Annotated in this window: 29 protein-coding genes and 1 pseudogene; 25 read left to right on the forward strand and 5 right to left on the reverse strand. The window is 60.3% G+C overall.

The features are described 5' to 3' along the window. Positions 1-427: 427 nt before the first annotated feature. Positions 428-682, reverse strand: a complete 255-nt coding sequence (locus MUBE_RS01445) for a hypothetical protein (RefSeq protein WP_116539185.1) — start codon at positions 680-682, stop codon at positions 428-430. A gap of 64 nt (positions 683-746) precedes the next feature. Here MUBE_RS01445 and MUBE_RS01450 point away from each other — a divergent pair, with 64 nt between their 5' ends. From MUBE_RS01450 to MUBE_RS01480, 7 genes are all read left to right on the forward strand, one after another. Beyond that, a complete protein-coding gene (locus MUBE_RS01450) occupies positions 747-2,072 on the forward strand; it encodes an adenosylmethionine--8-amino-7-oxononanoate transaminase (RefSeq protein WP_116539186.1) in 1,326 nt (441 codons plus the stop codon). Between the two features lie 6 nt (positions 2,073-2,078). After that, entirely contained in the window at positions 2,079-3,236 is a 1,158-nt protein-coding gene (locus MUBE_RS01455) for an 8-amino-7-oxononanoate synthase (RefSeq protein WP_116539187.1), read from the forward strand. Beyond that, positions 3,233-3,913 (forward strand): dethiobiotin synthase, encoded by a 681-nt coding sequence (bioD, locus tag MUBE_RS01460; protein WP_116539188.1) that lies wholly within the window; start codon positions 3,233-3,235, stop codon positions 3,911-3,913. Before MUBE_RS01455 ends, bioD begins: the two co-directional genes overlap by 4 nt. Further along, positions 3,913-4,440 (forward strand): 2'-5' RNA ligase family protein, encoded by a 528-nt coding sequence (locus MUBE_RS01465; RefSeq protein WP_116539189.1) that lies wholly within the window; start codon positions 3,913-3,915, stop codon positions 4,438-4,440. Before bioD ends, MUBE_RS01465 begins: the two co-directional genes overlap by 1 nt. Before the next feature lie 218 nt (positions 4,441-4,658). Beyond that, positions 4,659-5,717, forward strand: a complete 1,059-nt coding sequence (bioB, locus tag MUBE_RS01470; RefSeq protein ID WP_116539190.1) for a biotin synthase BioB — start codon at positions 4,659-4,661, stop codon at positions 5,715-5,717. Further along, a complete protein-coding gene (gene bsaP / locus MUBE_RS01475; protein ID WP_165849624.1) occupies positions 5,704-5,958 on the forward strand; it encodes a biotin synthase auxiliary protein BsaP in 255 nt (84 codons plus the stop codon). The genes bioB and bsaP overlap by 14 nt, the downstream gene beginning before the upstream one ends. Then, positions 5,955-6,599, forward strand: coding sequence for a DUF2567 domain-containing protein (locus tag MUBE_RS01480; protein ID WP_116539192.1), 645 nt, complete (start codon positions 5,955-5,957; stop codon positions 6,597-6,599). Before bsaP ends, MUBE_RS01480 begins: the two co-directional genes overlap by 4 nt. A gap of 6 nt (positions 6,600-6,605) precedes the next feature. Here the strand turns inward: MUBE_RS01480 and MUBE_RS01485 are convergent, their stop codons facing one another. Together MUBE_RS01485 and MUBE_RS01490 are read right to left on the reverse strand one after the other, a co-directional pair. Further along, complete coding sequence (locus tag MUBE_RS01485) at positions 6,606-7,946, reverse strand: lipase family protein (protein WP_116539299.1); 1,341 nt, start codon at positions 7,944-7,946, stop codon at positions 6,606-6,608. Between the two features lie 204 nt (positions 7,947-8,150). Then, a complete protein-coding gene (locus MUBE_RS01490; RefSeq protein ID WP_116539193.1) occupies positions 8,151-8,861 on the reverse strand; it encodes an NUDIX hydrolase in 711 nt (236 codons plus the stop codon). A 64-nt stretch (positions 8,862-8,925) separates the two neighbouring features. On the opposite strand from MUBE_RS01490, the gene nadA reads away from it, so the two are divergent. The 6 genes from nadA (at position 8,926) to MUBE_RS16230 (ending at position 13,342) form a co-directional block, all read left to right on the forward strand. Then, positions 8,926-9,966 carry a quinolinate synthase NadA gene (nadA, locus tag MUBE_RS01495; RefSeq protein WP_207801628.1) on the forward strand — a complete coding sequence of 347 codons (1,041 nt, stop codon included), beginning with the start codon at positions 8,926-8,928 and terminating at the stop codon, positions 9,964-9,966. Then, complete coding sequence (locus MUBE_RS01500) at positions 9,966-11,549, forward strand: L-aspartate oxidase (protein ID WP_116539194.1); 1,584 nt, start codon at positions 9,966-9,968, stop codon at positions 11,547-11,549. The genes nadA and MUBE_RS01500 overlap by 1 nt, the downstream gene beginning before the upstream one ends. 2 nt (positions 11,550-11,551) lie before the next feature. After that, on the forward strand, positions 11,552-12,406 hold the full coding sequence (gene nadC, locus MUBE_RS01505; protein WP_165849625.1) for a carboxylating nicotinate-nucleotide diphosphorylase: 855 nt from the start codon (positions 11,552-11,554) through the stop codon (positions 12,404-12,406). 282 nt (positions 12,407-12,688) lie between these two features. Next, positions 12,689-12,829 carry a hypothetical protein gene (locus MUBE_RS16220; protein WP_207801618.1) on the forward strand — a complete coding sequence of 47 codons (141 nt, stop codon included), beginning with the start codon at positions 12,689-12,691 and terminating at the stop codon, positions 12,827-12,829. A 26-nt stretch (positions 12,830-12,855) separates the two neighbouring features. Beyond that, entirely contained in the window at positions 12,856-12,993 is a 138-nt protein-coding gene (locus MUBE_RS16225; protein WP_424399013.1) for a hypothetical protein, read from the forward strand. A 148-nt stretch (positions 12,994-13,141) separates the two neighbouring features. Then, a complete protein-coding gene (locus tag MUBE_RS16230) occupies positions 13,142-13,342 on the forward strand; it encodes a hypothetical protein (RefSeq protein ID WP_207801620.1) in 201 nt (66 codons plus the stop codon). A 313-nt stretch (positions 13,343-13,655) separates the two neighbouring features. On the opposite strand, the pseudogene MUBE_RS01515 reads toward MUBE_RS16230, so the two are convergent. Then, positions 13,656-14,020: pseudogene (locus MUBE_RS01515) on the reverse strand (PNPOx family protein). A gap of 137 nt (positions 14,021-14,157) precedes the next feature. Here MUBE_RS01515 and hisD point away from each other — a divergent pair. The 11 genes from hisD (at position 14,158) to MUBE_RS01565 (ending at position 23,306) form a co-directional block, all read left to right on the forward strand. Further along, positions 14,158-15,486, forward strand: coding sequence for a histidinol dehydrogenase (gene hisD, locus MUBE_RS01520; protein ID WP_165849640.1), 1,329 nt, complete (start codon positions 14,158-14,160; stop codon positions 15,484-15,486). Further along, on the forward strand, positions 15,483-16,616 hold the full coding sequence (locus MUBE_RS01525; protein ID WP_116539197.1) for a histidinol-phosphate transaminase: 1,134 nt from the start codon (positions 15,483-15,485) through the stop codon (positions 16,614-16,616). The genes hisD and MUBE_RS01525 overlap by 4 nt, the downstream gene beginning before the upstream one ends. Continuing rightward, positions 16,613-17,245 (forward strand): imidazoleglycerol-phosphate dehydratase HisB, encoded by a 633-nt coding sequence (hisB, locus tag MUBE_RS01530; RefSeq protein WP_116539198.1) that lies wholly within the window; start codon positions 16,613-16,615, stop codon positions 17,243-17,245. Before MUBE_RS01525 ends, hisB begins: the two co-directional genes overlap by 4 nt. After that, a complete protein-coding gene (gene hisH / locus MUBE_RS01535; protein ID WP_116539199.1) occupies positions 17,242-17,862 on the forward strand; it encodes an imidazole glycerol phosphate synthase subunit HisH in 621 nt (206 codons plus the stop codon). Before hisB ends, hisH begins: the two co-directional genes overlap by 4 nt. 9 nt (positions 17,863-17,871) lie before the next feature. Then, a complete protein-coding gene (gene priA, locus MUBE_RS01540) occupies positions 17,872-18,621 on the forward strand; it encodes a bifunctional 1-(5-phosphoribosyl)-5-((5-phosphoribosylamino)methylideneamino)imidazole-4-carboxamide isomerase/phosphoribosylanthranilate isomerase PriA (protein WP_116539200.1) in 750 nt (249 codons plus the stop codon). Between the two features lie 7 nt (positions 18,622-18,628). Then, positions 18,629-19,444, forward strand: a complete 816-nt coding sequence (locus MUBE_RS01545) for an inositol monophosphatase family protein (protein ID WP_116539201.1) — start codon at positions 18,629-18,631, stop codon at positions 19,442-19,444. Next, a complete protein-coding gene (gene hisF / locus MUBE_RS01550; protein ID WP_116539202.1) occupies positions 19,431-20,216 on the forward strand; it encodes an imidazole glycerol phosphate synthase subunit HisF in 786 nt (261 codons plus the stop codon). Before MUBE_RS01545 ends, hisF begins: the two co-directional genes overlap by 14 nt. Then, complete coding sequence (gene hisI, locus MUBE_RS01555; protein WP_116539203.1) at positions 20,213-20,560, forward strand: phosphoribosyl-AMP cyclohydrolase; 348 nt, start codon at positions 20,213-20,215, stop codon at positions 20,558-20,560. Before hisF ends, hisI begins: the two co-directional genes overlap by 4 nt. A gap of 187 nt (positions 20,561-20,747) precedes the next feature. Next, a complete protein-coding gene (locus MUBE_RS15335; protein WP_165849626.1) occupies positions 20,748-20,963 on the forward strand; it encodes a hypothetical protein in 216 nt (71 codons plus the stop codon). A gap of 721 nt (positions 20,964-21,684) precedes the next feature. Continuing rightward, positions 21,685-21,933 (forward strand): hypothetical protein, encoded by a 249-nt coding sequence (locus MUBE_RS15340; RefSeq protein ID WP_165849627.1) that lies wholly within the window; start codon positions 21,685-21,687, stop codon positions 21,931-21,933. Between the two features lie 278 nt (positions 21,934-22,211). Continuing rightward, entirely contained in the window at positions 22,212-23,306 is a 1,095-nt protein-coding gene (locus MUBE_RS01565) for a calcium:cation antiporter (RefSeq protein ID WP_116539204.1), read from the forward strand. A 92-nt stretch (positions 23,307-23,398) separates the two neighbouring features. On the opposite strand, the gene MUBE_RS01570 is transcribed toward MUBE_RS01565, so the two are convergent. Further along, positions 23,399-23,863, reverse strand: coding sequence for a peroxiredoxin (locus MUBE_RS01570; protein ID WP_116539205.1), 465 nt, complete (start codon positions 23,861-23,863; stop codon positions 23,399-23,401). 130 nt (positions 23,864-23,993) lie between these two features. On the opposite strand from MUBE_RS01570, the gene MUBE_RS01575 reads away from it, so the two are divergent. Beyond that, positions 23,994-25,556 carry an anthranilate synthase component I gene (locus MUBE_RS01575; protein ID WP_116539301.1) on the forward strand — a complete coding sequence of 521 codons (1,563 nt, stop codon included), beginning with the start codon at positions 23,994-23,996 and terminating at the stop codon, positions 25,554-25,556. The last annotated feature ends 61 nt before the right edge of the window (positions 25,557-25,617 follow it).

Here is a 25,617-nt window from a genome sequence, read left to right on the forward strand (position 1 = left end):
AAATTGTCGGTGGCCTATAGCGTTCGTCGTCCGCCAAGGTTTTTTGTCGTAACGTGACCTGACGGTGACTGAAGCGCTTAATCTTGTTTGCACAGATGTGATTTCAGTTTCACCATGTACCTACACGTGTTGTCCCACCATTGGCGAACCACCACAGTGGTGCCGTCAGAGCCAACAACGTTCGCTGGAGGTGGTCGTCAGAGAACCGGCCACAACGTTGACTACCAGGAGGCAAATGACAAGACCAGCCAAAAGACAATAAAGACATTTATCAACCATGCAAGAGGGATACGAATAATCCACTTTAGGCCGCGGCGATACCACACCATGACCTTACGATAAGGATCCACATATCGATTCCATATGACACTGGTCCGCACGTACCGGCCGGGCACACCGTCGTGAAGAAACCGAATAGTCGTGCTGGTCAATCTGTTGCCGCGACCAGAACGACGAGCAGCATCAATAGCGCGACTGTGCACGTCAGGTCCCAGACGGTCATCCGCAACCGGGGTGTTCGTGCTGGCTGGTCGCCGGTGTCAGCGGCATCATCGCAGTTGTGGCTAGCGCTAGCTCCTGGCCGGTGGTCGATCTCGTCGGCCGGAAAGCGGTCTTGGAGCTGCGGCGGCGCAGCCGTGCTGACCCATGTTTCCCGATGGTCGGAGTTTGCGCGACCCAGCAAGACGGCTCGAGAAGGCCAAGCGCGGCGCCGGCAAATCTGTCCTCGTGCTTTACTCTCGATTTCTATGTCTAGGGCGACTTCTGGGTTGACGTCTGATCAGATCGGTGTGATCGACGCCGCCCATCTGTGGCATCCTTACAGTACTATTGGCGCTGCGACCGCTTCGAACGTTAAGGAGGCTCAATCACCCGTGGTCGCGGTCGCCGCTCGCGGGGCGTGGCTGACGCTGATCCGCGACGGTGAGCCGATCGAGGTACTCGACGCGATGAGCTCCTGGTGGACCGCGATCCATGGTCACGGCCACCCAGTGCTGGACGCGGCGTTAACCACCCAACTGGGTGTGATGAATCACGTCATGTTCGGCGGATTGACCCACGAGCCTGCGGCCCGGCTGGCGCAGCTGCTGGTGGACATCACCCCGGCGGGCTTGGAGACGGTTTTCTTCAGCGACTCCGGATCGGTTTCCGTGGAGGTTGCGGTGAAGATGGCGTTGCAGTATTGGCGCAGCCGCGGCCAGCTGGCCAAGCGGCGGCTGATGACCTGGCGTGGTGGCTACCACGGGGACACTTTCACACCGATGAGCATCTGCGACCCCGAAGGTGGCATGCACTCGTTGTGGACCGACATTGTGACGCGGCAAGTGTTCGCCTCGCAGGTGCCCCGCGACTACGATTCCGCCTACAGCACGGCGTTTGAGGTGCAACTAGCGCGGCATGCCGCTGAACTGGCAGCTGTGGTCATCGAGCCAGTGGTGCAGGGCGCCGGCGGGATGCGCTTCCACGATCCGCGGTATCTGCGTGATGTGCGCGACATGTGCCACCGGCATGACGTGCTGCTGATTTTCGATGAGATCGCGACTGGCTTCGGGCGTACAGGTGAGCTTTTCGCCGCCGACCACGCCGCGGTGAGCCCGGACATCATGTGTGTCGGCAAAGCCCTCACCGGTGGATACCTGAGCCTGGCCGCCACCTTGTGCACGGCCGATATCGCACATACCATCAGCGTCGGTGCGGCCGGCGGGTTGATGCATGGGCCAACGTTCATGGCCAATCCGTTAGCCTGTGCCGTGTCGGCGGCCAGCGTGGAGGTGCTGCTGGACCAGGACTGGCGAGCTCGCGTTGCCGAAATATCGGCTGGCCTGACGGCCGGACTCGAAGCTGTACGGGGCTTATCCGGCGTGACTGACGTGCGTGTGTGTGGTGCTATCGGCGTTATCGAATGCGATCGGTCAGTTGACCTCACCGTTGCCATCCCGGCGGCGTTAGACCGGCGTGTCTGGCTGCGCCCGTTCCGCAACCTGGTGTATGCGATGCCGCCATACATCTGCCCGCCCGCTGAGATCGCCCAGATCACCTCAGCGATGGTTGAGGTCGCCGGACTCGTAGGCTGAAGGCTCATGAAGGCCCCGATCGAGACGTCACCGCTGGCTTGGCTTGAGACAGTGGAGCAGCAGCGCCGCGGGGCCGGGCTATGCCGCTCGCTGCGGCCGCGCCCAGCTGTTGCCACCGAGCTAGATCTGGCCTCCAACGACTATCTCGGTCTCGCTCAACATCCCGACGTCATCAACGGCGGCGTTGAGGCGCTGCGGGTCTGGGGTGCAGGTGCCACCGGATCCCGCCTGGTTACCGGTGATACCGAACTGCACCACGAGTTGGAATCCGAGCTCGCTGACTTTGTTGGCGCCTCCGCCGGCCTACTGTTCTCTTCCGGATACGCTGCCAACCTCGGGGCTGTGATCGGTTTGTCTGGCCCGGGTTCGTTGATCGTCTCCGATGCGTATTCGCACGCGTCCTTGGTAGATGCCTGCCGGCTGTCGCGAGCGCGGGTGGTGGTGACACCGCACCGCGATGTCAACGCTGTGGACAGCGCGCTAAGGTCACGTCACAAGGAACGTGCGGTCGTCGTCACCGACTCCGTGTTCAGCACTAGCGGTGTGCTGGCTGCTGTCGCGGAATTGCACGATGTGTGCCGTCGGCATGGTGCGCTACTCCTCGTCGATGAGGCACACGGCCTCGGTGTGCGTGGTGGTGGGCGTGGGCTGATACACGAGGTTGGGCTGGCGGGTGCGCCCGACGTGGTGATTACGACGACCATGTCTAAGGCGCTTGGGAGTCAAGGTGGTGCGGTTCTTGGGCCGTGGGCGGTGCGCGCTCACCTGATCAATACTGCCCGCCCGTTTATTTTTGACACCGGTCTGGCACCCGCGGCGGTGGGTGCCGCGCGGGCCGCGCTGCGAATCCTAAAGGCTGAGACGTGGCGCTCAGAGGCGGTGCTGCGGCACGCTCGCACCCTGGCCGCAATTTGCGATGTTCCTGAGCTGCCGCAATCTGGGGTAGTCTCGGTGGTGTTGGGTGATCCGGAGGTAGCGCTGGCCGCCGCGACTGCCTGCCTAGACGCCGGTGTGCGGGTGGGCTGCTTCCGGCCTCCGACTGTGCCTGCCGGTACGTCGCGGCTGCGGCTGTCTGCGCGCGCGTCTCTCGGCAGCGTTGAGCTGGAGGTGGCGCGGCAGGTGCTGACGGGTGTTCTTGGTGGCCGTTCTATGGCGCGCCGTTGACCGTCGTGGTCGTTACTGGTACTGGCACCGGAGTTGGCAAGACGGTCGCTTGTGCGGCGCTGGCGTGTCATGCGCGTCAGGTTGGCCTCGACGTAGCCGTGTGTAAACCGGTTCAGACCGGAACTCAGACCGGAGATGACGACCTCGCCGAGGTGGCTCGGCTTTCTGGGGTTGCCGAACTTACCGGCCTGGCGCGATACCCGCAGCCACTGGCGCCAGCCGCAGCCGCCGAACAAGCCGGGATGCCATTGCCTACCCGTGAGCAACTGCTGGAGCTCATCGCCGGCCTGGATCGCGCGGGAGGCTTGACTTTAGTCGAAGGCGCTGGCGGCCTACTGGTCGAACTCGCCGACGCGGGCGCCACCGTGCGTGATCTCGCCGTCGAGCTCGGTGCGCTGGCACTGGTCACGGTCAGCGTGGAATTGGGCACTCTCAACCACACCGCGCTGACTCTGGAGGCGCTGGCTACACGGGGGGTTTCGTACGTTGGCTTGGTGATCGGTAGCTGGCCGGAGTGGCCCAGTATGGTGCACACAGCCAATCGGTCTGCACTGGCTCGGCTGGCTCCACTGCGTGCCACGTTGCCCGCCGGGGCCGGGTCGATGGATGTTGCGGACTTCGCGGAGATGAGCGCGATGGCCTTCGACCGGGACTGGGTAACTAGGTTGGTCCGCTGATGGTCCATTCGATCGAGCTGGTCTTTGATCCCGACACCGAGTCGGCGATCCGTCGTATCTGGGACCAGCTGGCCAGCGCCGGTATACCTAGCCAGACGCCAGCCAGCAGGCCGCACATGACGTTGGCCGTTGCTGAACATATCGACCCCAAGGTCGACAAGCTGCTAGGTTCGGTGCGTCAGCGGCTGCCGCTGGACGCCACGATTGGTGCACCGGTGTTGTTTGGTCTAGCCAACGTGGTGTTCGCACGCCTCGTGGTGCCGACAAGTGAGCTGTTAGTTCTGCATACTGCGGTGTATCGGCTGTGTTTTCCAGGCTTTTCACGCCGGCTGTCAGCGGCGGTTGCGCCGCTGTCTAACAGCTTGCCCGGTCAGTGGACTGCACATGTCACGCTGGCCCGTCGGGTCAATGGTGCTCAACTTGGGAGGGCACTGCGCATTGCGGGCCGGCCGTTACAGATCGACGGCCACTTTGCCGGTCTGCGCCGCTGGGACGGCAACAAGCACATCGAGTACATGATCAGTTAACCTCGCGACGTTCGGTGTTTGCCAGCAACGCACTGACTTAGCGGGCCCGACCCCGCGGCACGACGGCCAAGCTGTTGCGAGCTGACGGCATCGAGTTTGTTCAGGTGCAAACGGGCTACCCTAACGTGAATATCGTTCATGTCAGGCTGCGACGAGCCTGGTGGACAGCTTCAGGTCCGTGCGCTCGGACCTAGTTAAAGCGTGTTAAGGAGTACGGAGTGACTCAGGCGGCGACTCGACCAACTAATGGTGCTGGTGATACCGAAAATGCCGACGTCGTGGCTGTTGACATCTTGGCTCAGGCCCGCCAACAGGTGTTAGAGTGCGGTGAGGGCTTGAGCCAGGACCAGGTGCTGCAGGTGCTGCGGCTATCCGACGACCGACTCGAAGAGTTGTTGGCACTAGCCCACGACGTGCGGATGCGCTGGTGTGGCCCAGAGGTCGAGGTCGAGGGCATCATCAGTCTGAAAACTGGTGGTTGCCCAGAAGATTGCCATTTCTGCTCGCAGTCTGGGTTGTTCGCGTCGCCGGTGCGCAGTGCCTGGTTGAATATCCCCAGCCTGGTCGAGGCAGCCAAGCAGACCGCTAAGTCAGGTGCCACCGAATTCTGCATCGTGGCGGCGGTACGCGGGCCCGATGAGCGGTTGATGGCCCAGGTCGCGGCCGGCATCGAGGCGATTCGCAACGAAGTCGAGATCAACATCGCTTGTTCGTTGGGGATATTGACCGCTGAGCAGGTGGAGCAGCTCTCGGGTATAGGTGTGCACCGCTACAACCACAACCTCGAGACTGCCCGCTCGTTTTTCAACAATGTCGTCACTACTCATACCTGGGAAGAGCGCTGGCAAACGTTACTGATGGTGCGAGATGCCAGCATAGGTGTGTGCTGTGGCGGCATCCTTGGTATGGGAGAGACAGTCGAGCAGCGCGCTGAATTTGCTAATGAACTTGCTGAACTTGGTCCCGATGAGGTGCCGTTGAACTTCCTCAACCCCCGGCCCGGTACCCCTTTCGGGGATTTTGAAGTGATGTCGGCCAACGAAGCATTAAAGTCGGTGGCTGCATTCCGATTGGCGTTGCCACGCACGATCCTGCGTTTCGCCGGCGGCCGCGAGATCACCCTAGGTGACTTGGGTGCCAAGCAGGGCATGTTGGGAGGCATCAACGCAGTAATCGTGGGGAACTACTTGACCACGTTGGGCCGACCTGCCGAGGTCGATCTCGAATTACTCAACGATCTGCAAATGCCTATTAAGGCACTCAATGCCAGCCTGTAGAAATTTAAGGACTGTGGTTCGGGATCTTTCTGCTCCGATCGGTGCGGGCGTCTACAATGTCTACACCGGCGAACTGGCGGGCGCTCCGACGCCCACAACGGCCCAGTTAGGTCTGGAGCCTCCTCGATTTTGTGCGGAATGCGGACGGCGGATGGTTGTGCAGGTTCGTCCCGACGGCTGGCGGGCAACGTGCTCGCGGCACGGGCAGGTGGACTCGACCGACATGGAGGTACTGCGGTGACCGAACATTGCGCGCCGGACATTTCTGAGGTATTCCGCCCACCGCGGGTGCGTGTGATCGTTAGGGTGGTGCTGGGGCTTGCAGTGACTGGTGTGTTGATCGGTGGGCTGTGGGCCTGGATTGCCCCACCGATCCATGTGGTAGCTGCGTTCACGCGGACGGGCGAGCGAGTGCACAACTACCTGGGCGATGAGTCCGAGCACTTCTTTGTTGCACCCTGCCTGATGTTGGGCGTACTGACTGTGGTGGCGGTGATGACATCGGTGCTGGTGTGGCAGTGGCGCGAGTACCGTGGGCCGGGGATGGTGACCGGGCTCGCGATCGGCTCGATGGCCTGCGTCGCAACTGCGACAACGGTAGGGGCGCTGTTGGTTTGGATGCGTTACGGTGCGGTGAATTTCGACGCGTTACTGCTGTCGGACGACCAAAAGGTGGCGCACGTCGTTCAGGCACCGCCGGTGTTCTTCGCGCACGGACCGTTGCAGGTGGCGGCTACCGTGCTGTGGCCGACGGGCATCGCCGCACTGGTGTATGCTGCGCTTGCGGCTGCGAATGGACACGACGACCTCGGCAGTCAACCAGTGGTCAATAAGTCGTCGAAGGTGGTATCCATTGTGGAACCCGAAGCTTCCGTGCCGTAACGGCCGTCAAGGCCGGTGGCGGCGTACTTTCCTTCCGGTGATGACCCTGGCCGCAATTACTGTCAATCGTACTAGGCCAATGTAGGTCGCCGGATTGAGCATTGTCGGCCAGTTGGTCCTGATCAGATGAGTGGTTAATGGTCGGCCGGCGAACCGGTCCGCCAGCCAGCCAAGGATCATCGGGACAGACAGTGGGTGTAAGGACATGTGCTCGCTGAACGGGTCCCGGTGATAGGTCACGTTGGTACCGCCTGCTGAATAGGTGTCGGCCAGCACATCGATGTCGTGGACGTCGATGAGGTAGTCGTGGATGGCCTGCACGATCAAGACCGGTGGGGTTGGTACCCCAGAACCCAGCCTGATGTTGTCGAAGACGTTCGCAACCGTCGGCCTGGACAGGGTTTTTTCGAGCGGCTCGTCGAGGTAGTCGCCGATGTCCTTGCCCGCCATCTTGATGACTGCGCCCACCGTCGTCATCTGCTCCAGCCGTGCCAGCAGAGTACGCCCTTTGTCATTAGCATGCTCTTTGATGACCTCATTCAGGGCAGGGTAGGTGTGTGAGAGTGCGGCCACCACAAGGGCAGGCAAGCCTGAAAGGAAGCCACCGTTAAGGCGACAGAAGACATGGCCTGGATCGCCGACCGGCGATCCCAGAACCGCCCCAACGATATCCAGTTCGGGTGCATACTCGGCACATACTTCAGCAGCCCACGCACTTGCCAGCCCACCACCGGAATACCCCCACAAACCGACCGGCGTGGCTAAGGGCAATCCAATGAACTCAGTATCCATGGTAGCCCGAATGCCATCCAGTACGCAATAGCCAGGACCATAAGGTGCGCCCCACAATCCGTGTGGCCCCTCGTGGTCAGGTACCGAGATCGCCCATCCTTCGGCGAGGGCAGCGATGATCATTAAAAGCTCGAATTGAGTCAGTGACCCAAAGGCTTTGGCCTTGCGTCGCAGCGCATAGGATGGAAAACAGCGTGGTGACATGGCGTCGATCGCGCACTGATATGACAGCAGTGGGCAGGGCTGGCCGGTAGCAAACTCAGCTGGAAGGATCACCGTAGTCACCGTCGCCTCCGGCTTTCCCTTCATGTCCATTGTTCGGTAGAGCAGCTGAGTTGCGGTGATGGGTTGCGGGATCAGGCCCAGGAACGCCACCTCGACGTCGCGGGAGCGCAGCACAGTCCCGGGGGTAGCGTGATGATAGCCAGGTGGCGGCTGGTAAAACGGGTCGTCCGACGGCAACAGCGGGCGTACCTTACGCTGCAACTTCTGGTGCAGTGGGCGGCCGATCCATTCCGCGCCGCTTGTCCCCGCCAGATTGCCGAGCTCTACCATTGAGGCTCCCTTCATGGCCATCCGGGGCATTCTTGCGCACGAACGGCCGGTGACCAAACCATCGTGCCACGTGATCAGCGAGCTCACATTCGTGTGCGTGCCGTTATCCACTGTTCTAGCAACGTTGCGTGTAGACGCGGCGTTGTTTCCGCCAGTCCAGGTGGGCGCCCCGGTTACGACCGTGTGGCTAGTTCCGGGGCGGTTTCACGGCCGCAGTGCAGCAAATTCGTCAGTAACCCTCAACTGCGAGTCGGTGAATCGGTACAGTGCGGCTGGGCGTCCGCCGCTGCGGCCGGACTGCGCGATGGTGCCAGTCTGGGTGATGACGTTGCGGCGGGCCAGTACCCGCTGTAGATTTGTCGCGTCGACCTGGTACCCCAACGCGGCGCTGTAGATATCACGCAGCGTTGACAATGCGAATTCCTTTGGCGCCAAAGCGAATCCGATGTTTGTGTAGGACATTTTGGCGATCAGCCTGGCGCGTGCGTGCATCACCATTGGGCTGTGATCGAAGGCCATTGGTGGCAATGCGCTCAGTGGGTGCCAGCGGGTGTCTGGCGGCAACTCGGGGGTGGCGGGAGAGGGTACCAATCCCAGAAAGGTGGATGCAATCATCCGAATGCCCGGTAGTCGGTCGGGTTCGGAAAACACAGCGAGCTGCTCCAGATGTGCAAGCTCTCGAAGATCAACTTTTTCGGCTAGTTGGCGCCGAACCGAGTTGGTCATGTTCTCGTCGTTGCGTAGCCGTCCGCCCGGTAGCGACCATGTGCCTCGTTGCGGATTCCGGGCACGCTCCCATAACAGTACGTTAAGCTGAGGTTTTTCCGTTTGCGGTGCTCCCTTCACCTGCTTGGTAACTCGGCGAACCTGGAACACAACTGCGAGCACTTCGTGGACGGTGCTACTATGGTCCATGTTTTCGATTGTAAGTCGAAAACCTCCTGTGCCGAAAGGAGCTGCCGTGACGGTGCTAAATGGCATGAAGTCGCTCGCCGGCGACGTGACTGCCATGATCGCCGGCATCACCAATTCACCGGCTGGTTACGCCGGCGTGGAAGGTAATGAGCAATGGGCCGCCGAGATTCGACGGCTGGCCCGATTACGTGGCGCCACCGTGCTTGCGCACAACTACCAGTTGCCCGCTATCCAGGACGTCGCTGACCACGTGGGAGACTCGTTGGCGTTGTCGCGGATTGCCGCCGAAGTACCCGAGGACATCATCGTGTTCTGCGGTGTGCACTTTATGGCCGAGACTGCGAAGATCCTCAGCCCGAACAAGACCGTGCTCATCCCGGACCAGCGAGCGGGTTGTTCCCTTGCCGATTCGATCACTCCCGATGAGCTGCGTGCTTGGAAGGACGAGCACCCTGGCGCCGCCGTGGTGTCGTATGTCAACACCACGGCGGCGGTGAAGGCGCTCACCGATATCTGCTGCACCTCGTCAAATGCGGTGGACGTGGTCGAGGCAATCGACCCTACTTGCGAGGTGCTGTTTTGCCCAGATCAATTCCTGGGCGCTCATGTCCGTCGCGTGACTGGCCGCAAGAACGTGCATGTGTGGGCGGGGGAATGTCACGTGCATGCCGCGATCAACGGTGACGAGCTCACTAAGCAGGCTCACGCACATCCTGACGCGGAGCTGTTTGTACACCCGGAATGTGGGTGCGCGATATCAGCACTGTACCTCGCTAGTGAAGGTGCGTTTCCGCCGGACCGGGTTAAGATCTTGTCCACTGGCGGTATGCTAGCGGTCGCTAACCAGACGCAGTCCCGCAAAGTTTTGGTCGCCACTGAGGTTGGCATGTTGTATCAGCTGCGCCGGGCAGCACCGGAAATCGACTTCCGCGCGGTCAACGAACATGCGTCGTGTAAGTACATGAAGATGATCACCCCCAGTGCACTGTTGCGTTGTCTGGTCGAGGGTGCCGACGAAGTTCACGTAGACCCGGAAATTGCAGCAGCAGGCCGGCGCAGTGTGCAGCGGATGATCGAAATTGGCCAGCCTGGCGGCAGCGAATAATGGTCGGTCCCGACTGGAAATACGCGGCCGATGTGGTGGTAGTGGGAACCGGCGTGGCGGGTTTGGCGGCCGCGCTTGCCGCTCACCGCGCCGGCCGTAGCGTCGTCGTATTAAGCAAATCCGACCAGCGGTGTGGTATGACCGTAACGCACTATGCGCAAGGCGGCATTGCAGTGGTGTTGCCGGGCTCTGACGATTCTATCGACGCTCATGTCGCCGACACCCTGGCGGCAGGAGCGGGCATGTGCGATCCCGACGCCGTGTACTCGATTGTCGCTGACGGCTACCGCGCGGTTGCCGAATTGGTTGGTGACGGAGCGCGTTTCGACGAATCGGTTCCCGGCCGCTGGGCTGTGACGCGCGAAGGTGGGCACTCGCGGCCGCGTATCGTGCACGCGGGTGGCGATGCCACTGGTGCCGAGGTGCAGCGGGCGCTCGACCATGCCGCCGGCGTGTTGGACATCCGCACTAGTCACTTGGTGTTGCGGGTACTGCACGACGGTACTGTGGTGAATGGGGTGGCGGTGCTCAACCCAGACGGATGGGGCATCGTCAGCGCACCTTCGGTGATCTTGGCTTCCGGTGGGCTCGGGCATCTCTACGGCGCGACTACCAATCCGGAAGGTTCCACTGGCGATGGGATCGCGTTAGCGCTGTGGGCTGGTGTGGCGGTTAGTGATCTCGAGTTCATTCAATTCCATCCGACTATGCTTTTCGTGGCGGGTACCGGCAACGACACCGACAGGCGGCGGCCGTTGGTCACCGAAGCTATCCGCGGTGAGGGTGCGATTTTGCTTGATAGCAATGGCAATTCGGTAACAGCCGGGGTGCATCCAATGGGCGATCTGGCGCCGCGCGATGTTGTTGCGGCTGCCATCGACGCGCGGCTGAAAGCCACTGGCGATTCATGCGTATACCTGGACGCACGCGGCATTAACGGCTTCGCAGCCCGGTTCCCCACCGTCGCCGGCGCATGCCGAGACGCAGGCATCGACCCGGCTCGTGAACCGATTCCGGTTGTTCCGGGGGCACACTACAGCTGCGGCGGCATCGTCACCGATGTGTACGGCCAAACCGAGCTGGCTGGGCTGTTCGCCGCTGGTGAGGTGGCTCGCACTGGGATGCACGGTGCCAACCGTTTGGCGTCCAACAGCTTGTTGGAGGGGTTGGTGGTCGGTGGCCGCGCCGGAAAGGCTGCGGCTATATATGCGGCGGCTGGGTGCTCGTGCGCGTCGGATCTCGAGCCTGTAACACATACCGCACCGAAACGCCGTGAGCTGCAGCGTGCGATGAGCCAGGATGCCGCGGTGATGCGCAACGCCGCCGGCCTGCAGCGGCTGTCCAACACGTTGGATGAGGCACCGGTCCGTTTGGTAACCAGTCGTCGTGATTTCGAGGACGTCGCGTTGACACTGACCGCCCGGGCGGTGACCGCGGCGGCTTTGGCACGAAATGAAAGCCGGGGTTGTCATCACCGCACGGAGTACCTGGATGCCGTGCCGGAGTATGGCCGCAGCAGTGTGCTCCGGCTGGCCGATGATCAGAACTCGGTGCTAGTGGGGGCATTGGCGGCGGTGGGTTGACGATGCTGTCCGACTGCGAACTCGACGCGGCACGAGACACTATTCGGCGTGCTCTGCATGAGGATTTACAGTATGGGCTCGACATCACCACACAGGCGACGGTGCCAGCCGGCACGGTCGCTACGGCGTCGATGGTGCCCCGCGAGCCAGGTGTAATTGCTGGGGTAGATGTCGCGTTACTAGTCCTCGATGAGATGCTCGGGGTCGACGGCTACCGGGTGCTTGACCGCGTCGGGGACGGTGTCCGGTTACAGCCGGGCCAGCCGCTGCTGACCGTGCAGGCAGCAGCCTCGGCGCTGTTGACCGCGGAGCGGACCATGCTGAACCTGGTCTGCCACATGTCCGGGATCGCCACCGTGACGGCGTCCTGGGTTGATGCCGTACGTGGCACCAAAGCCAAGATCCGCGATACTCGCAAGACGCTGCCTGGCCTGCGTGTGCTGCAGAAATACGCGGTGCGTGTCGGCGGTGGTGTCAACCATCGACTGGGGCTCGGCGATGTCGCATTGATCAAGGACAATCATGTTGCTGCCGTGGGATCGGTGGTCGGCGCGTTGCGGGCAGTGCGGGCAGCTGCGTCTGAGTTGTCGTGCGAAGTTGAAGTAGACTCACTCGAGCAGCTTGACGCCGTGCTGGCCGAGGAACCCGAGTTGATCCTGCTAGACAATTTCGCGGTGTGGCAGACACAAGCGGCGGTACAGCGTCGGAACACACGAGCACCTGCCGTTCTGCTCGAATCGTCCGGTGGGCTGAGCCTCGAGAACGCGGCGACCTACGCGGGGACCGGCGTGGATTACCTCGCTGTTGGTGCGCTGACTCACTCGGTGCGGATCCTCGATATCGGCTTGGATATGTAGCCGCTTGCCGCCGGCGTTTGGAGTGTGCGCCCGTGACTCCAACTGGGTGCACGGGGCAGAAAACTGTCGGCGGATTCCGCCCTGGTGCACATATTATGGATGTTTCAGTGTACACTGCGTCAAACGCGTGGGGTTGCTGTGCGTACCAATGGGTACTGGCCGTTCACCAGTGTGTCAGTCGCTAGTGAGAAATGTTGTTTGCCTGCGGGAAGTTATCGCTCAAAAATTCTCCGGATGAAGCGGTTAACGTTTGAATGAGGCCTGGCGATACACAGGCACGAGATGCCTAACCCCAAAATCACGTCGTCAGGGCAGGCGCTGGTTCGGCTGCTGCTAGTGGCTTGTTGTGATCTGGATGTCCGCTTGGTCTGCCATGGCCGGCTGTCACTGCCGCAGGGGATGTGGTGGGCCACGAAGGCCTAGTCGAAGTCATCGTTGTTGGCGATGACGTGAGCAGTGTTCATGTGGGTGATCGGGTGGTGGCGCCTTTTCAGATTAGCTGTGGAAACTGCTGTAAATGCCGCTGTAGCTTGACTGGTTTATGCGGTTCGCATGTTACTGAATGGCGGCGTACGGGATGGCTCTAATTGCAGACCTGGATGGTGGCGGCTTTCTGTTGGATCTGATGCTTATGCCGTACGCCGACGCGATGCTGATCCCAATGCCAGACGTTCTATCTAGATCAAGTTGCCATTGTTTCGCTGTGCGGACGACATTTCCGACGGTTGGCGAGCAGTGAGGCCATTCGCAGCGGAGCTGTTTAGTCTTGACCGGGCCTACCGCCGTGTCCTGGTAGTCGGTCAGCTATCGATCGGATGGCATGCGGCAGCGCTTGGGGCACACGTTGACTATGTCGACACCGGTCAGCAGCGGCTGGCTGCCGTCGAGAAACTTGGGGCGATGATGCACGATCGGGTAAAGCCGGGCAAGTCCTGACCAGACAGCGTCTGTAACTGATATCGGTACCTGTTACCAACCCACGGTAGAGATTGAATGTACACTTGCGGGGTGAGGTTTGTTACTGGGCGCGTCAACGTGCGTTAGTGTCGTCTCACGTATTTTGGACGTGCTCATCGACGGATGCGATTTGTTACCGGCTGTTGAGCGCGTGGTTGCCTGGAAAGGTGCCTCATTAGCCCGGTCCCGGCGATGACGGGAGAAATTGTCTTCGCCAGGGTGTTAGACCGGCACCAGCTTAGGTAAGGTCACTGACGAAGACCGCAATTCGGTGCGGCTGTACGCGCACAATCTACGGCAACTGTTGAATGTTCGGGTCGTCGGAGCCGGCGGGCAGAATCCGGAGGTTGATGATATGCGCGTCGCAATGGGTGAAGTGCACGTTGGCGTCGCCGATGGCCAGCACGTTTTTGACTCAATTAGTTTTCCGTGGCTCGGTGCAGTTGCCAGCACATCGCCTTTGCGGTAGGCGGTCACAATGATTTGGTACGGCTTGCCGAATTTGCGGCTCTGGTGCGTTATGATAGCGCTGCACGGCAGGTAAGGCGCGATTGGTTTGAGCGCTAAATTCGTGTATTTGAGCTGAAAGCACTAGAGCCGGGGCCGGAACACTGTCGGTACGTCGGGGTCTCTATTGGGGTGCCCCTTAGTGGAGATGTCTGCTTTCTTAAGCAGATTCTAAATCTCAATGCGGACGTAAACGGGGTGTAGGCCTGTTACCGGTGTTGTACTGGCCGGATATCGACTTGAGTTGCTCTGGGACACTGGTTGTCATGAGTATCGCGCCATCACCCCTGATCGCCCGTATTGACCTGCGGGGTGCGGAGTTGACGGCTGCTCAGTTACGGGCCGCACTGCCGCGTGGTGGCGCCGACGTAGAGGCCGTGCTCCCTACGGTGCGGTCGATCGTGCAGGCTGTCGCTGAGCGCGGAGCGGAGGCAGCTTTGGAATTCGGGGCGTCGTTCGACGGCGTGCGGCCCTCGGCTGTCCGGGTGCCCGACGTCGCGCTAGACGCCGCGCTGGCCGAATTGGACCCCGATATCCGCGACGCGCTACAGGTGACGATTGAGCGGACTCGGGTCGTGCACGCTGGCCAACGGCGCGTCGACGTTACCACCTCGCTTGGCCCGGGCGCGATGGTCACGCAACGGTGGGTTCCCGTTGAGCGGGTGGGTCTTTATGTGCCCGGCGGTCATGCGGTGTATCCGTCCAGCGTGGTGATGAACGTGGTGCCGGCGCAGACTGCGGGAGTCGACTCCCTGGTGGTGGCCAGCCCTCCTCAGGTCACTTCCCGTGGCCGATTTCACGGATTGCCGCATCCGACGGTTCTGGCTGCGGCCCGGCTATTGAGAGTCGACCAGGTCTGGGCCGTCGGTGGGGCGCAGGCGGTGGCGTTGCTGGCCTACGGTGGCACCGATAGTGATGGCTGCGAATTGGTACCGGTTGACATGATCACCGGGCCCGGCAATATCTATGTCACCGCCGCCAAGCGGCTATGTCGCTCCCGAGTGGGCATCGACGCCGAGGCCGGCCCGACTGAGATCGCTATCCTCGCCGATCATACCGCCGATCCAGCGCATGTGGCTGCTGACATGATCAGCCAGGCAGAGCATGATGAGATGGCTGCCAGTGTCTTGGTGACTCCCAGTACGAATCTGGCTGATGCCACAGACGCTGAACTGGGCGCCCAGTTGCAGACCACTGTGCATCGGAAACGGGTGACGGCTGCGTTGGGGGGATGCCAGTCAGCTATCATTCTGGTCGACGACCTGGACGCAGGTGTCAAAGTTGTCAATGCCTATGCAGCTGAGCATCTGGAGATCCAGACTGCCGACGCTCCACGAGTTGCCAGCCGAGTACGTTGCGCCGGAGCTATTTTCGTCGGACCGTGGGCGCCGGTCAGCCTCGGCGACTACTGTGCCGGTTCTAACCACGTGTTGCCAACTGCAGGCTGTGCCCGGCATTCCAGCGGCCTGTCGGTGCAGACCTTTCTGCATGGCATCTATGTCGTCGACTACACTGAGGCGGCTCTCAAAGACATTTGTGGGCCCGTGATCACGCTGGCCAAGGCCGAAGACCTGCCAGCACACGGTGAGGCAGTACGGCGGAGGTTCGAGCGATGAGCATGCCTGAGCCCAGGATCGATGATCTGCCGCTGCGCGAAGGCCTTCGTGGCAAATCACCTTATGGTGCACCACAGTTGGTGGTTCCAGTGTTACTGAACACCAACGAGAACCCACACCCACCCACCAAGGCGTTAGTCGACGACGTGGTACGCTCGGTACAAAAGGCGGCTGTCGATTTGCATCGCTATCCCGATCGCGATGCAGTGGCACTGCGACACGACTTGGCTGTCTACCTCACCGCGCAGACCGGGACCCGGCTTGGTCTAGAAAATATTTGGGCTGCTAATGGTTCCAATGAGGTTATGCAGCAGCTGCTGCAGGCTTTCGGTGGGCCAAGGCGCAGCGCGATCGGCTTTGTTCCATCCTACTCGATGCATCCCATCATTTCCGACGGTACCCACACCGAGTGGATAGAGACCGTCCGCGCCGACGACTTCAGCCTCGATGTTGAGGCCGCCGTCGCCGCCGTCGCCGACCGCAAGCCCGATGTGGTGTTCATCGCAAGCCCCAACAACCCTTCTGGGCAGAGTATTTCGATGGCCGATCTACGGCGGCTGCTCGATGTGGTGGCGGGGATTTTGATCGTCGACGAGGCTTATGGTGAGTTTTCCTTACGGCCTAGCGCGGTGGCGCTGGTAGGTGAATATCCGACAAAACTCGTTGTCACCCGCACTATGAGTAAGGCGTTTGCCTTCGCCGGCGGCAGGCTTGGATACTTGATCGCCACGCCGGCGCTGGTGGAAGCGATGCTGCTGGTGCGGCTGCCATATCACCTATCGTCGGTCACTCAAGCAGCGGCTCGGGCGGCACTACGGCACGCTGATGACACCCTGGACAGTGTCGCGGTGTTGATCGATGAGCGGGAACGGGTGACAAAGGCTTTGATAAACATGGGTTTTCGGGTAATCCCTAGCGACGCAAACTTCGTGCTGTTCGGACAATTCGCCGACGCGGCAGCAACTTGGCGGCATTACTTGGACACCGGTGTGCTGATCCGCGATGTCGGTATTCCCGGTTACCTGCGCGTTACCATGGGCTTGGCCGAAGAGAACGACGCGTTCCTTCAAGTCAGCGCCGAGATCGCTGCTACCGAATTGGCCCCAGCCACCCCAGTAGGAGCTCCGTGACCCACACCAAGACAGGGCAAGCAACGCGTCATACGCGTATTGAACGCCGCACTCGCGAATCAGACGTCGTTGTTGAACTTAACCTGGACGGTACCGGGCAGGTCCACATCGATACCGGCGTCCCATTCTACGATCATATGCTGACCGCGCTAGGCAGTCACGCTAGTTTTGACTTGACCGTGTGTACTAAGGGCGATGTAGAGATCGAAGCTCATCATACCGTCGAGGACACCGCGATTGTGCTGGGTCAGGCACTCGGACAGGCGCTGGGCAATAAGAAGGGCATCCGTCGGTTCGGCGATGCGTTCATCCCGATGGATGAGACCCTGGCCCATGCTGTAGTCGATGTATCCGGTCGGCCCTATTGTGTGCACATCGGGGAGCCGGATCATCTGCAGTACACCACCATTGCTGGCAGCTCGGTACCATATTACACTGTCATTAACCGGCATGTGTTCGAGTCTCTGGCAGCCAACGCACGTATCGCGCTGCATGTACGCGTCCTGTACGGTCGCGACCTGCATCATATCACTGAAGCACAATACAAGGCCGTCGCGTGTGCACTACGTAAGGCAGTCGAACCCGATCCTCGGTTTTCTGGTGTGCCTTCCACTAAAGGTGTTCTGTGAGAAGTAAATCGGTTGTAGTGCTGGATTACGGATCGGGTAACTTGCGGTCAGTGCAACGCGCGCTGCAGCGGGTTGGCGCTGAGGTCGAAGTTACGACTGACTCAGCTGCAGGTGCCGCAGCTGACGGGTTACTGGTGCCCGGCGTCGGCGCGTTCGAGGCGTGCATGACAGGCCTGCGGAAAATCGCGGGGGAGCGGATCATCGCCGAGCGGATCGCCGCAGGACGCCCGGTGTTGGGGGTCTGTGTCGGTATGCAGATCTTGTTCACCCGCGGTGTCGAGTTCAACGTGGAAACAACAGGATGTGGACAGTGGCCGGGCGTTGTGACCCGGCTCGATGCCCCGGTCATTCCCCATATAGGTTGGAATGTAGTCAATTCCGCTTCTGGAAGTGCGCTGTTTAAGGGCTTAGGTGTTGGCGCCCGGTTCTATTTCGTGCACTCCTACGCCGTGCAGCGTTGGGAAGGTTCATCCGAGGCGCTGTTGACCTGGGCTACCCACCAAGTGCCGTTTGTGGCTGCGGTGGAAGAAGGGCAACTGGCTGCCACCCAATTCCATCCGGAGAAGAGTGGAGACGCTGGGGTAGCCGTGCTGCGTAATTGGGTTGAGGGACTTTAAAGGATATTAATGATGTCGCTGATACTTTTACCCGCTGTCGACGTGGTCGCGGGTCGCGCTGTGCGCCTGGTTCAAGGCAAGGTCGGTAGCGAAACCGAGTACGGTTCAGCATTGGACGCTGCGCTGGGCTGGCAGCGCGACGGCGCCGACTGGATCCACCTGGTGGATCTGGATGCCGCGTTTGGCCGCGGTTCTAATCGCGAACTGCTCGCCGAGGTGGTGGGCAAGCTCGATGTGCAGGTCGAGCTATCCGGCGGTATCCGCGACGATGATTCACTGACTGAGGCGCTGGCTACCGGCTGTGCACGGGTCAACCTAGGGACGGCGGCACTAGAAAACCCGCACTGGTGCGCACGGGTGATTGCTGAGCACGGTGACAAGATTGCCGTCGGACTAGACGTTCAGTTTGATCAAGGAAATCCAGCCGGCCAGCATCGGCTACGCGGACGCGGTTGGGAAACCGATGGGGGAGATTTGCAGGAAGTGCTGGAACGCCTTAATGGCCAAGGGTGTTCACGGTTCGTTGTCACCGACGTTACTAAGGATGGCACACTGAGTGGCCCCAACCTCGGTCTACTGGTAAGTGTTGCCGATCACACCGACGCCCCGGTGATCGCGTCCGGCGGCGTTTCCAGCTTGGGCGACCTGCGTGCCATCGCTGCGCTCACTGGCCGCGGGATTGAAGGCGCCATCGTGGGCAAGGCCCTTTACACCGGGCGGTTCACCTTGCCGCAGGCACTAGCCGCGGTGCGGGTGTAACCCTGCGATGGATCTTGATGCGTTGATAGCTGAGGCGTCGACAATCCTTGATGCTGTAGCTGGTCCGTTTTTGGTCGACTATCGCGCCGATTCGGTGGTCCGCAAGAAAGGCGACGGCTTCGCCACCGAAGTCGATCTTGCCATCGAACGGTGGGTCGTTACCGCGTTGGTCGAGATCACGGGGATCGGCTTACACGGCGAGGAGTTCGGTGGTACGGCAGTCTACTCGTCGTGGGTATGGGTACTAGATCCAATCGATGGCACATTCAACTACATGGCCGGATCACCAATGGGCGCTATGCTGTTGGATTTACTCAACCACGGCGAGCCAGTGGAGGGCTTGATTTGGTTACTGTTCATCGGTGAGCGTTGCACGGCCATCGCGAGCATAGCTCTGATGAAAAATTTTGTTTTGCAATTACCTTTGTCTTACAGCGAGTTGAGCAAGGCGCTCGTCGGCATCGGTACATTCAATGTGGATACACGGAGCCGGATCTCCGGACGCTATCGGCTAACGATGGTGGAAAATCTCAGCCGACCCGGTTTGCAGTTGCGCATGCCTGGTTCAATTGGCACCGAATTTTCCTGGATTGCCAACGGAATCCTTCGTGAAGAAGTAAGTTGCGGTTACCATATTTGGGATAACGCCGAGGGTTTCGCTCTGGTGCAAACCACCGGCGGCGTTGTCATCGATCTGGTCGGTGAATCGTGGGTGCCGGCTTCGCCGTTCGTGGTAGCGGCAACACCAGGAGTATATAGCAAGATCATCGAGATCATTTGCAGTACAGGAGAACTGGAAGATTACCAAGATGTACTCGGGTAACGGTCTTGCGGTGCGGGTGATTCCCTGCCTAGATGTCGACGGAGGGCGGGTGGTCAAAGGGGTCAATTTCGAGAACCTCCGGGATGCGGGTGACCCCGTAGAGTTGGCTGCTGTCTACGATGCCGAAGGTGCAGACGAGCTGACTTTTCTTGACGTGACTGCATCGTTGTCGAGCAGGGGCACTATGCTGGAGATAGTGCGCCGTACGGCCGAACAGGTGTTTATTCCACTGACGGTCGGTGGTGGAGTGCGTACGGTTGTCGATGTCGACGTGTTGCTGCGCGCGGGAGCTGACAAGGTTGCCGTCAACACTGCTGCAATCGATCGCCCCGAGCTGTTGGCAGACATGGCAAGGACATTCGGTTCCCAGTGCATTGTGTTATCTGTCGACGCGCGCACTGTGCGTACCGGATCAACACCGACATCGTCCGGTTGGGAGGTGACTACTCATGGCGGTCGCCGCGGCACCGGTATCGATGCCGTCGAGTGGGCGATCTGTGGGGCCGACCTCGGGGCCGGGGAAATTCTGCTGAATTCGATGGACGCCGACGGCACTAAAGCCGGGTTCGACTTGGCGATGCTTCGGGCCGTTCGCGCCGCGGTCACGGTGCCAGTCATAGCCAGCGGCGGTGCCGGGTCAATTGAACACTTCGTGCCAGCAGTTGCTGCTGGTGCCGATGCGGTCTTGGCGGCAAGCGTCTTTCATTTCCGAGAGTTGACGATTAGGCAGGTCAAGGCCGCCATGGCTGCAGCAGGGATCACGGTGCGATGACACTTGTCCCAGACATCGCGGCGCGCCTCAAGCGCAACGCCGAGGGTTTATTCACCGCAGTTGTGCAAGAGCGCTCCAGCGGCGACGTGCTAATGGTCGCTTGGATGGACGACGAAGCACTAGCTCGCACTCTGGAAACCCGTGAGGCCACTTACTATTCGCGATCCCGGGCCGAACAGTGGGTCAAGGGCGTGACTTCCGGCAATACGCAGTATGTCCACTCGGTGCGCTTGGACTGCGACGGCGACACTGTGCTGTTGACAGTCGACCAGGTCGGCGGAGCCTGCCACACCGGCGCACACAGTTGCTTCGATGCCATAGTGTTGTTGGTTTCTCAGGACTAGACGGAGCCTCACCTATGTCTACTAGCGAGGCGCAGTATCCAACTCGTTGACTGTGGCTATCGCTGCGCGTGTCCATTAGTGGTGGACCACGGCCGGCTGGATGCAATTACGGCGAATGACCTCGACATTTATTGCCTTACCCCGTGTAGTGTCCGGGAGAGCTTGGAAGGAGAAAGATGGTTCGATTGTGGCTATAGCCGAAATAGCATCGGCATCGGTCAAGCCGTTGGCGGGCATGGTGTTTTCGGCCTACAGTGAGTGGCTTGGGACCTCCAAAGTCTTTGACATACACTACTCATACGCGGGTGCTGCGTCCGATGTAGAGTTTGGTGCGCGCTCTGTCCATGGCAAGGTGCTCGGTCGGGTTGAGTACATCCGATTGATCGGTGACTTGGCTGGTTAACTTAATTGTCAGCGTTGACGAGGGTGTTGCAGCGGTGCTACTCGGTGGGGCCACCGACGCCGAAGGGGCACTGACGGTCTGTTGATTAGCGCGAGCGCCGAGTATCCGAGCACCCACGACCGGGCCGACTGCTGCGGCCAACCCAACAGTGGCCAGTATCGCGATAAGTATCGTCGGCCCCAGCCGGCTTGTGTGCACTTTTCGTCGACTGCAGCCGTAAGTACTGCGATGACCCGTGTTGGTACGCCGGTGATTTTAGGTAGCGCTCACCTCGCCGGTCGGAATGGTTACTGGTTGGCCGGCCAGTGCGGACGCGGAATCCGCGTACGTCGGATAACGCGCATGGGGGTTTTGGTTAGCACTTTGGAAATGACGGTGTCGAGTTCTGCTAGCTTGGGTTGTTACTCGCTAAAAAGTGGAGGTGGTGCGGATAGTTGCTGGCTAATCACCGTCACCCGGGTAGAGTGCTGGAGCGGACCGGGTCAGCAGCTTAAACGTGGTGCATCCGAGTGTGTATTAGTCGGCTCGCGCGTAGAGGTCTTCACGCTGTAGTCGTTCGTTCGTGCAGTAGGCGGTGGCCCCCACATACACATGTTGGTCGCTAATCTCGCCTAGCTGGCGGGCGATACCGAAATCGGCGAGCAGGATCCGCTGTCAAGGGCTGGTATAATTTCAGCAGGATATTGGCCGGCTTGACGCCACAATCCGGTAGTTCGTGTGCATGAGCGTGATCAAGCATGTCAGCAACGGCCGAGATGATTCCGACAACGTCTGCTCGCGGCATCCCAGACGGGTATTGGCTGCGCGGCAACTTTGCAGCATCTGTTCCTTCCACGTAGTCCCTGGAGATCCACAATTATCCCTGGTATTCGCCGCGGTCGTGGATCCCGGCGATGTGCTCGTGGTACAAACTCACGGCCATGTCGGTTTCCCGGTTAGAGCGTTGACGAAATTGGAGGTTCGCGGTTAGGTTGCTGGGCAAGATTTTGAGGGTATCGCAGCGCGGTAGCCTCAGATATTGCGCCAGATACACCCAGCCATCCCACCGGCCCCGAGACGCCAAGCGATGGTGTATCCGGCGAACTACCTGTGACTGCTGTCAGGCCGTCACTTTGTGGCATGTGAGCATGCTACTGAGGGTCCCACGGCCGCACCCCGAATAATCGCGGGAAAGCGGCACTGGTCATGGTGGTTCCGCGTTCGCGCCGCTGGGGAGCCGGCAGATGACTTCGATGAGAATGACGGGCGATGTTGAAACGGATGTCCTGGACCGCACTGGTCCCGCTGTTAGCTCTGGCCGTGCTGGCATTGACCTGGGGCAAGGAGATCGGTCCGATAGTGACCGCGTTGCAGGCGGCATTGTTGACCGGTGCCGTGCTAGCCGCGGTTCATCACGCGGAGGTCGTCGCGCACCGTGTCGGTGAGCCGTTCGGGTCGTTGGTGCTCGCTGCTGCGGTGACGGTCATTGAGGTGGCCCTCATCGTCACACTCATGGCCTCTGGCGAGAACGAATCCTGGACGCTGGCTAGGGACACCGCGTTCGCCGCGTTAATGATCACCACTAACGGGATCGCCGGTTTGTCACTGCTGTTGGGTTCTCGACGCTACGGTGTGACATTGTTCAACGCCCACGGTAGCGGGGCCGCGTTAGCTACGCTAACGACGTTGGCGACGCTAAGCTTGGTGCTGCCCACTTTTACCACTAGTCACTGCGGCAATGAGTTCTCACCTGGCCAGCTGGCTTTCGCTGCTGTCGCGTCGTTAGGGCTGTATCTGCTGTTTGTCTTCATGCAAACCATCCGGCATCGTGACTTTTTTCTGCCGGTCGCACAGAAGGGCCAAAAAGGCCTGTTCGAGGAGGATGAAAGCCATGCCGATCCGCCCAGCGGTCGGTCGGCGCTGATCAGCCTCGTGCTGCTGCTTGTAGCGCTGACCGCGGTGGTGGGTCTGGCTGAACTACAGTCGTCGGCAATTGAGCAGGTGGTGACAGCAGTTGGATTCCCCCAGCCATTCGTTGGCGTGGTGATCGCCACGTTGGTGTTGTTGCCAGAAACACTTGCAGCGGTGCGTGCGGCGCGTCGAGGACGCATCCAGACCAGCCTGAACCTGGCCTACGGCTCGGCGATGGCCAGTATTGGGCTGACCATCCCGGCCATCGCGCTGGCCTCCATCTGGCTTACCGGGCCGCTGATACTTGGTTTGGGCGCGACCCAGTTGGTGTTGCTGGCGCTGACTGTTGTCATCAGCGTGCTGACCGTGGTTCCTGGACGGGCTACTCGACTTCAGGGCGAGGTGCATCTAGTGTTGCTCGCCGCTTTCGTATTTTTGGCGATCATCCCGTAAGATTCCAAGCAGTATCGGCGGCTTCAAGATTTAAGAATTTTAATTTAAGATGCTTCAAGATTTAAAAATTTTAATTATTTAAAAATTTTAATTTAAGCGGTCGGTCTGGCTCGCAGCGTCTCTAGTGCTTTGTTGGCGTGGGTATCCATGCTGAATTCGTTGGAGATCACGTTAAGCACCCTGCGGTTGGTGTCGATGACAAAGGTTGTGCGTTTGACCGGAATGAGTTTGCCAAGCAAACTGCGCTTGACGCCAAATTGTGTAGCTACTCTACCGTCGGTGTCCGACAACAAGGGGTAGTCGAAATTATGGGTGTTAGCGAACTTAGCTTGCTTTTGAACGGAATCGGCGCTGATGCCAACCAGGCTAGCCCCGACCGCGGCGAATTCCTTCGCCAAGTCGCGGAAATGGCACGCTTCCTTGGTACAGCCAGGTGTCATCGCTGCCGGATAAAAGAACAGCACCACGGGACCCTCGGCAAGCAGCGCGCTGAGCTTACGCGGCGTTCCGGTTTGATCGGTAAGTTCGAAGTCAGTAACGGTGCCACCAGTTTCCATGGCCGCCACGTTACGCCCGATCGCTCAATCGCCCGCGGGCGCGTACGTCTGCACATCTACACGCCGGCCGGATGGAGCGGCATTTTGGGGACGTTCGGGCACTATACAGCCCATCTGCGAGGATAAATTGGTGCATGCTCACCTCGTCGCCACCACGTCACGTGAGAACTTTCGCCAGCTAGCGGCAGATCACCGTGTGGTTCCAGTCACCCGCAAGGTATTGGCCGATAGTGAGACCCCGTTGTCGGCATACCGCAAGCTCGCTGCCAATCGTCCGAGCACCTTCCTGCTGGAGTCGGCCGAGAACGGCCGATCCTGGTCGCGTTGGTCGTTCATTGGCGCGGGGGCGCCGTCGGCTTTGACGGTTCGTGACGACGAAGCGGTGTGGCTAGGTACTGTGCCGCAAGACGCACCTACCGGCGGCGACCCGCTGCACGCTCTGCAAGCTACGCTTGAGCTACTTGCCACTGCGGCAATGCCAGGGCTGCCACCGTTATCAGGGGGCATGGTGGGCTTCTTTGCCTACGACATGGTGCGGCGCCTGGAACGCTTGCCTGAACTTGCCCTCAATGATCTGCAGTTGCCCGACATGCTGCTGTTGTTGGCCGCCGACGTAGCGGCCGTTGACCACCATGAGGGCACGATCACCCTGATCGCCAACGCCGTGAACTGGAACGGTACCGATGAGCGGGTAGATGAGGCCTACGATGATGCGATCGCACGACTGAACGTTATGACCGCAGCACTGGGCCAGCCGCTGCCGTCGACTGTTGCCACGTTCAGCCTGCCCGACCCTCGGCGCCGGGCGCAACGTACCATTGAGGAATACGGTGCGATCGTCGACCACCTCGTCGACCAGATCGCGGCCGGCGAGGCTTTTCAAGTGGTGCCCTCGCAGCGCTTTGAGGTGGATACCGATGTCGATCCGATCGACGTCTACCGCATGCTTCGGGTCACCAACCCCAGCCCCTATATGTATCTGCTACACGTGCCGAATAGCGATGGCACAACTGGTTTTTCGATTGTCGGATCCAGTCCGGAAGCGCTGGTGACTGTCAAGGATGGCCGGGCGACGACGCATCCGATCGCCGGAACCCGCTGGCGAGGGCAGACCGAAGAGGAAGATCAGCTACTGGAGAAAGAGCTACTCGCCGACGAGAAAGAACGAGCAGAGCACTTGATGCTTGTCGATCTCGGCCGCAATGACCTCGGTCGGGTTTGCACGCCGGGCACCGTACGCGTCGAAGATTACAGCCAAATCGAACGTTACAGTCACGTCATGCACATGGTGTCTACGGTGACCGGGCTGCTCAGCGAAGGCCGAACCGCTCTGGACGCAGTGATCGCTTGCTTCCCGGCCGGCACGCTGTCGGGTGCACCAAAGGTGCGGGCTATGGAGCTGATCGAAGAAGTAGAGAAGACGCGCCGTGGCCTTTATGGCGGCGTGGTCGGTTACCTTGACTTCGCCGGTAACGCTGACTTCGCGATAGCCATACGCACGGCACTGATGCGTGACGGCATCGCATATGTTCAAGCCGGCGGTGGAGTCGTGGCCGACTCCAACGGGTCCTGCGAATACATCGAGGCGAGCAACAAGGCTCGAGCGGTGTTGAACGCGATTGCCGCTGCCGAGACGCTGACCGCACCGGATTTCGACACGGCGAAGATGCAGGCCGTAAACGGCCTGAGGTGAGGATATCTCTGGCCGCGCAGTGGCCAGAGAGCGAGGCGGGCTATTAAGGCAATGAAGATGG

The sequence above is a fragment of the Mycobacterium uberis genome (genome assembly GCF_003408705.1).
Taxonomy (GTDB): domain Bacteria; phylum Actinomycetota; class Actinomycetes; order Mycobacteriales; family Mycobacteriaceae; genus Mycobacterium; species Mycobacterium uberis.

Coding starts and splice junctions, on each gene's coding strand:
- MUBE_RS01570 (WP_116539205.1), bottom strand. CDS start 23,863: ATGGAAACTGGTGGCACCGTTACTGACTTCGAACTTACCGATCAAACC.
- hisF (WP_116539202.1), top strand. CDS start 19,431: ATGTACTCGGGTAACGGTCTTGCGGTGCGGGTGATTCCCTGCCTAGAT.
- MUBE_RS01545 (WP_116539201.1), top strand. CDS start 18,629: ATGGATCTTGATGCGTTGATAGCTGAGGCGTCGACAATCCTTGATGCT.
- priA (WP_116539200.1), top strand. CDS start 17,872: ATGATGTCGCTGATACTTTTACCCGCTGTCGACGTGGTCGCGGGTCGC.
- MUBE_RS01465 (WP_116539189.1), top strand. CDS start 3,913: ATGGTCCATTCGATCGAGCTGGTCTTTGATCCCGACACCGAGTCGGCG.
- bsaP (WP_165849624.1), top strand. CDS start 5,704: ATGCCAGCCTGTAGAAATTTAAGGACTGTGGTTCGGGATCTTTCTGCT.
- MUBE_RS01565 (WP_116539204.1), top strand. CDS start 22,212: ATGTTGAAACGGATGTCCTGGACCGCACTGGTCCCGCTGTTAGCTCTG.
- MUBE_RS16220 (WP_207801618.1), top strand. CDS start 12,689: ATGCCTAACCCCAAAATCACGTCGTCAGGGCAGGCGCTGGTTCGGCTG.
- MUBE_RS01500 (WP_116539194.1), top strand. CDS start 9,966: ATGGTCGGTCCCGACTGGAAATACGCGGCCGATGTGGTGGTAGTGGGA.
- MUBE_RS01455 (WP_116539187.1), top strand. CDS start 2,079: ATGAAGGCCCCGATCGAGACGTCACCGCTGGCTTGGCTTGAGACAGTG.
- hisI (WP_116539203.1), top strand. CDS start 20,213: ATGACACTTGTCCCAGACATCGCGGCGCGCCTCAAGCGCAACGCCGAG.
- MUBE_RS01525 (WP_116539197.1), top strand. CDS start 15,483: ATGAGCATGCCTGAGCCCAGGATCGATGATCTGCCGCTGCGCGAAGGC.
- MUBE_RS01485 (WP_116539299.1), bottom strand. CDS start 7,946: ATGGTAGAGCTCGGCAATCTGGCGGGGACAAGCGGCGCGGAATGGATC.
- nadC (WP_165849625.1), top strand. CDS start 11,552: ATGCTGTCCGACTGCGAACTCGACGCGGCACGAGACACTATTCGGCGT.
- MUBE_RS15340 (WP_165849627.1), top strand. CDS start 21,685: ATGAGCGTGATCAAGCATGTCAGCAACGGCCGAGATGATTCCGACAAC.
- MUBE_RS01490 (WP_116539193.1), bottom strand. CDS start 8,861: ATGGACCATAGTAGCACCGTCCACGAAGTGCTCGCAGTTGTGTTCCAG.
- MUBE_RS01450 (WP_116539186.1), top strand. CDS start 747: ATGTCTAGGGCGACTTCTGGGTTGACGTCTGATCAGATCGGTGTGATC.
- nadA (WP_207801628.1), top strand. CDS start 8,926: ATGAAGTCGCTCGCCGGCGACGTGACTGCCATGATCGCCGGCATCACC.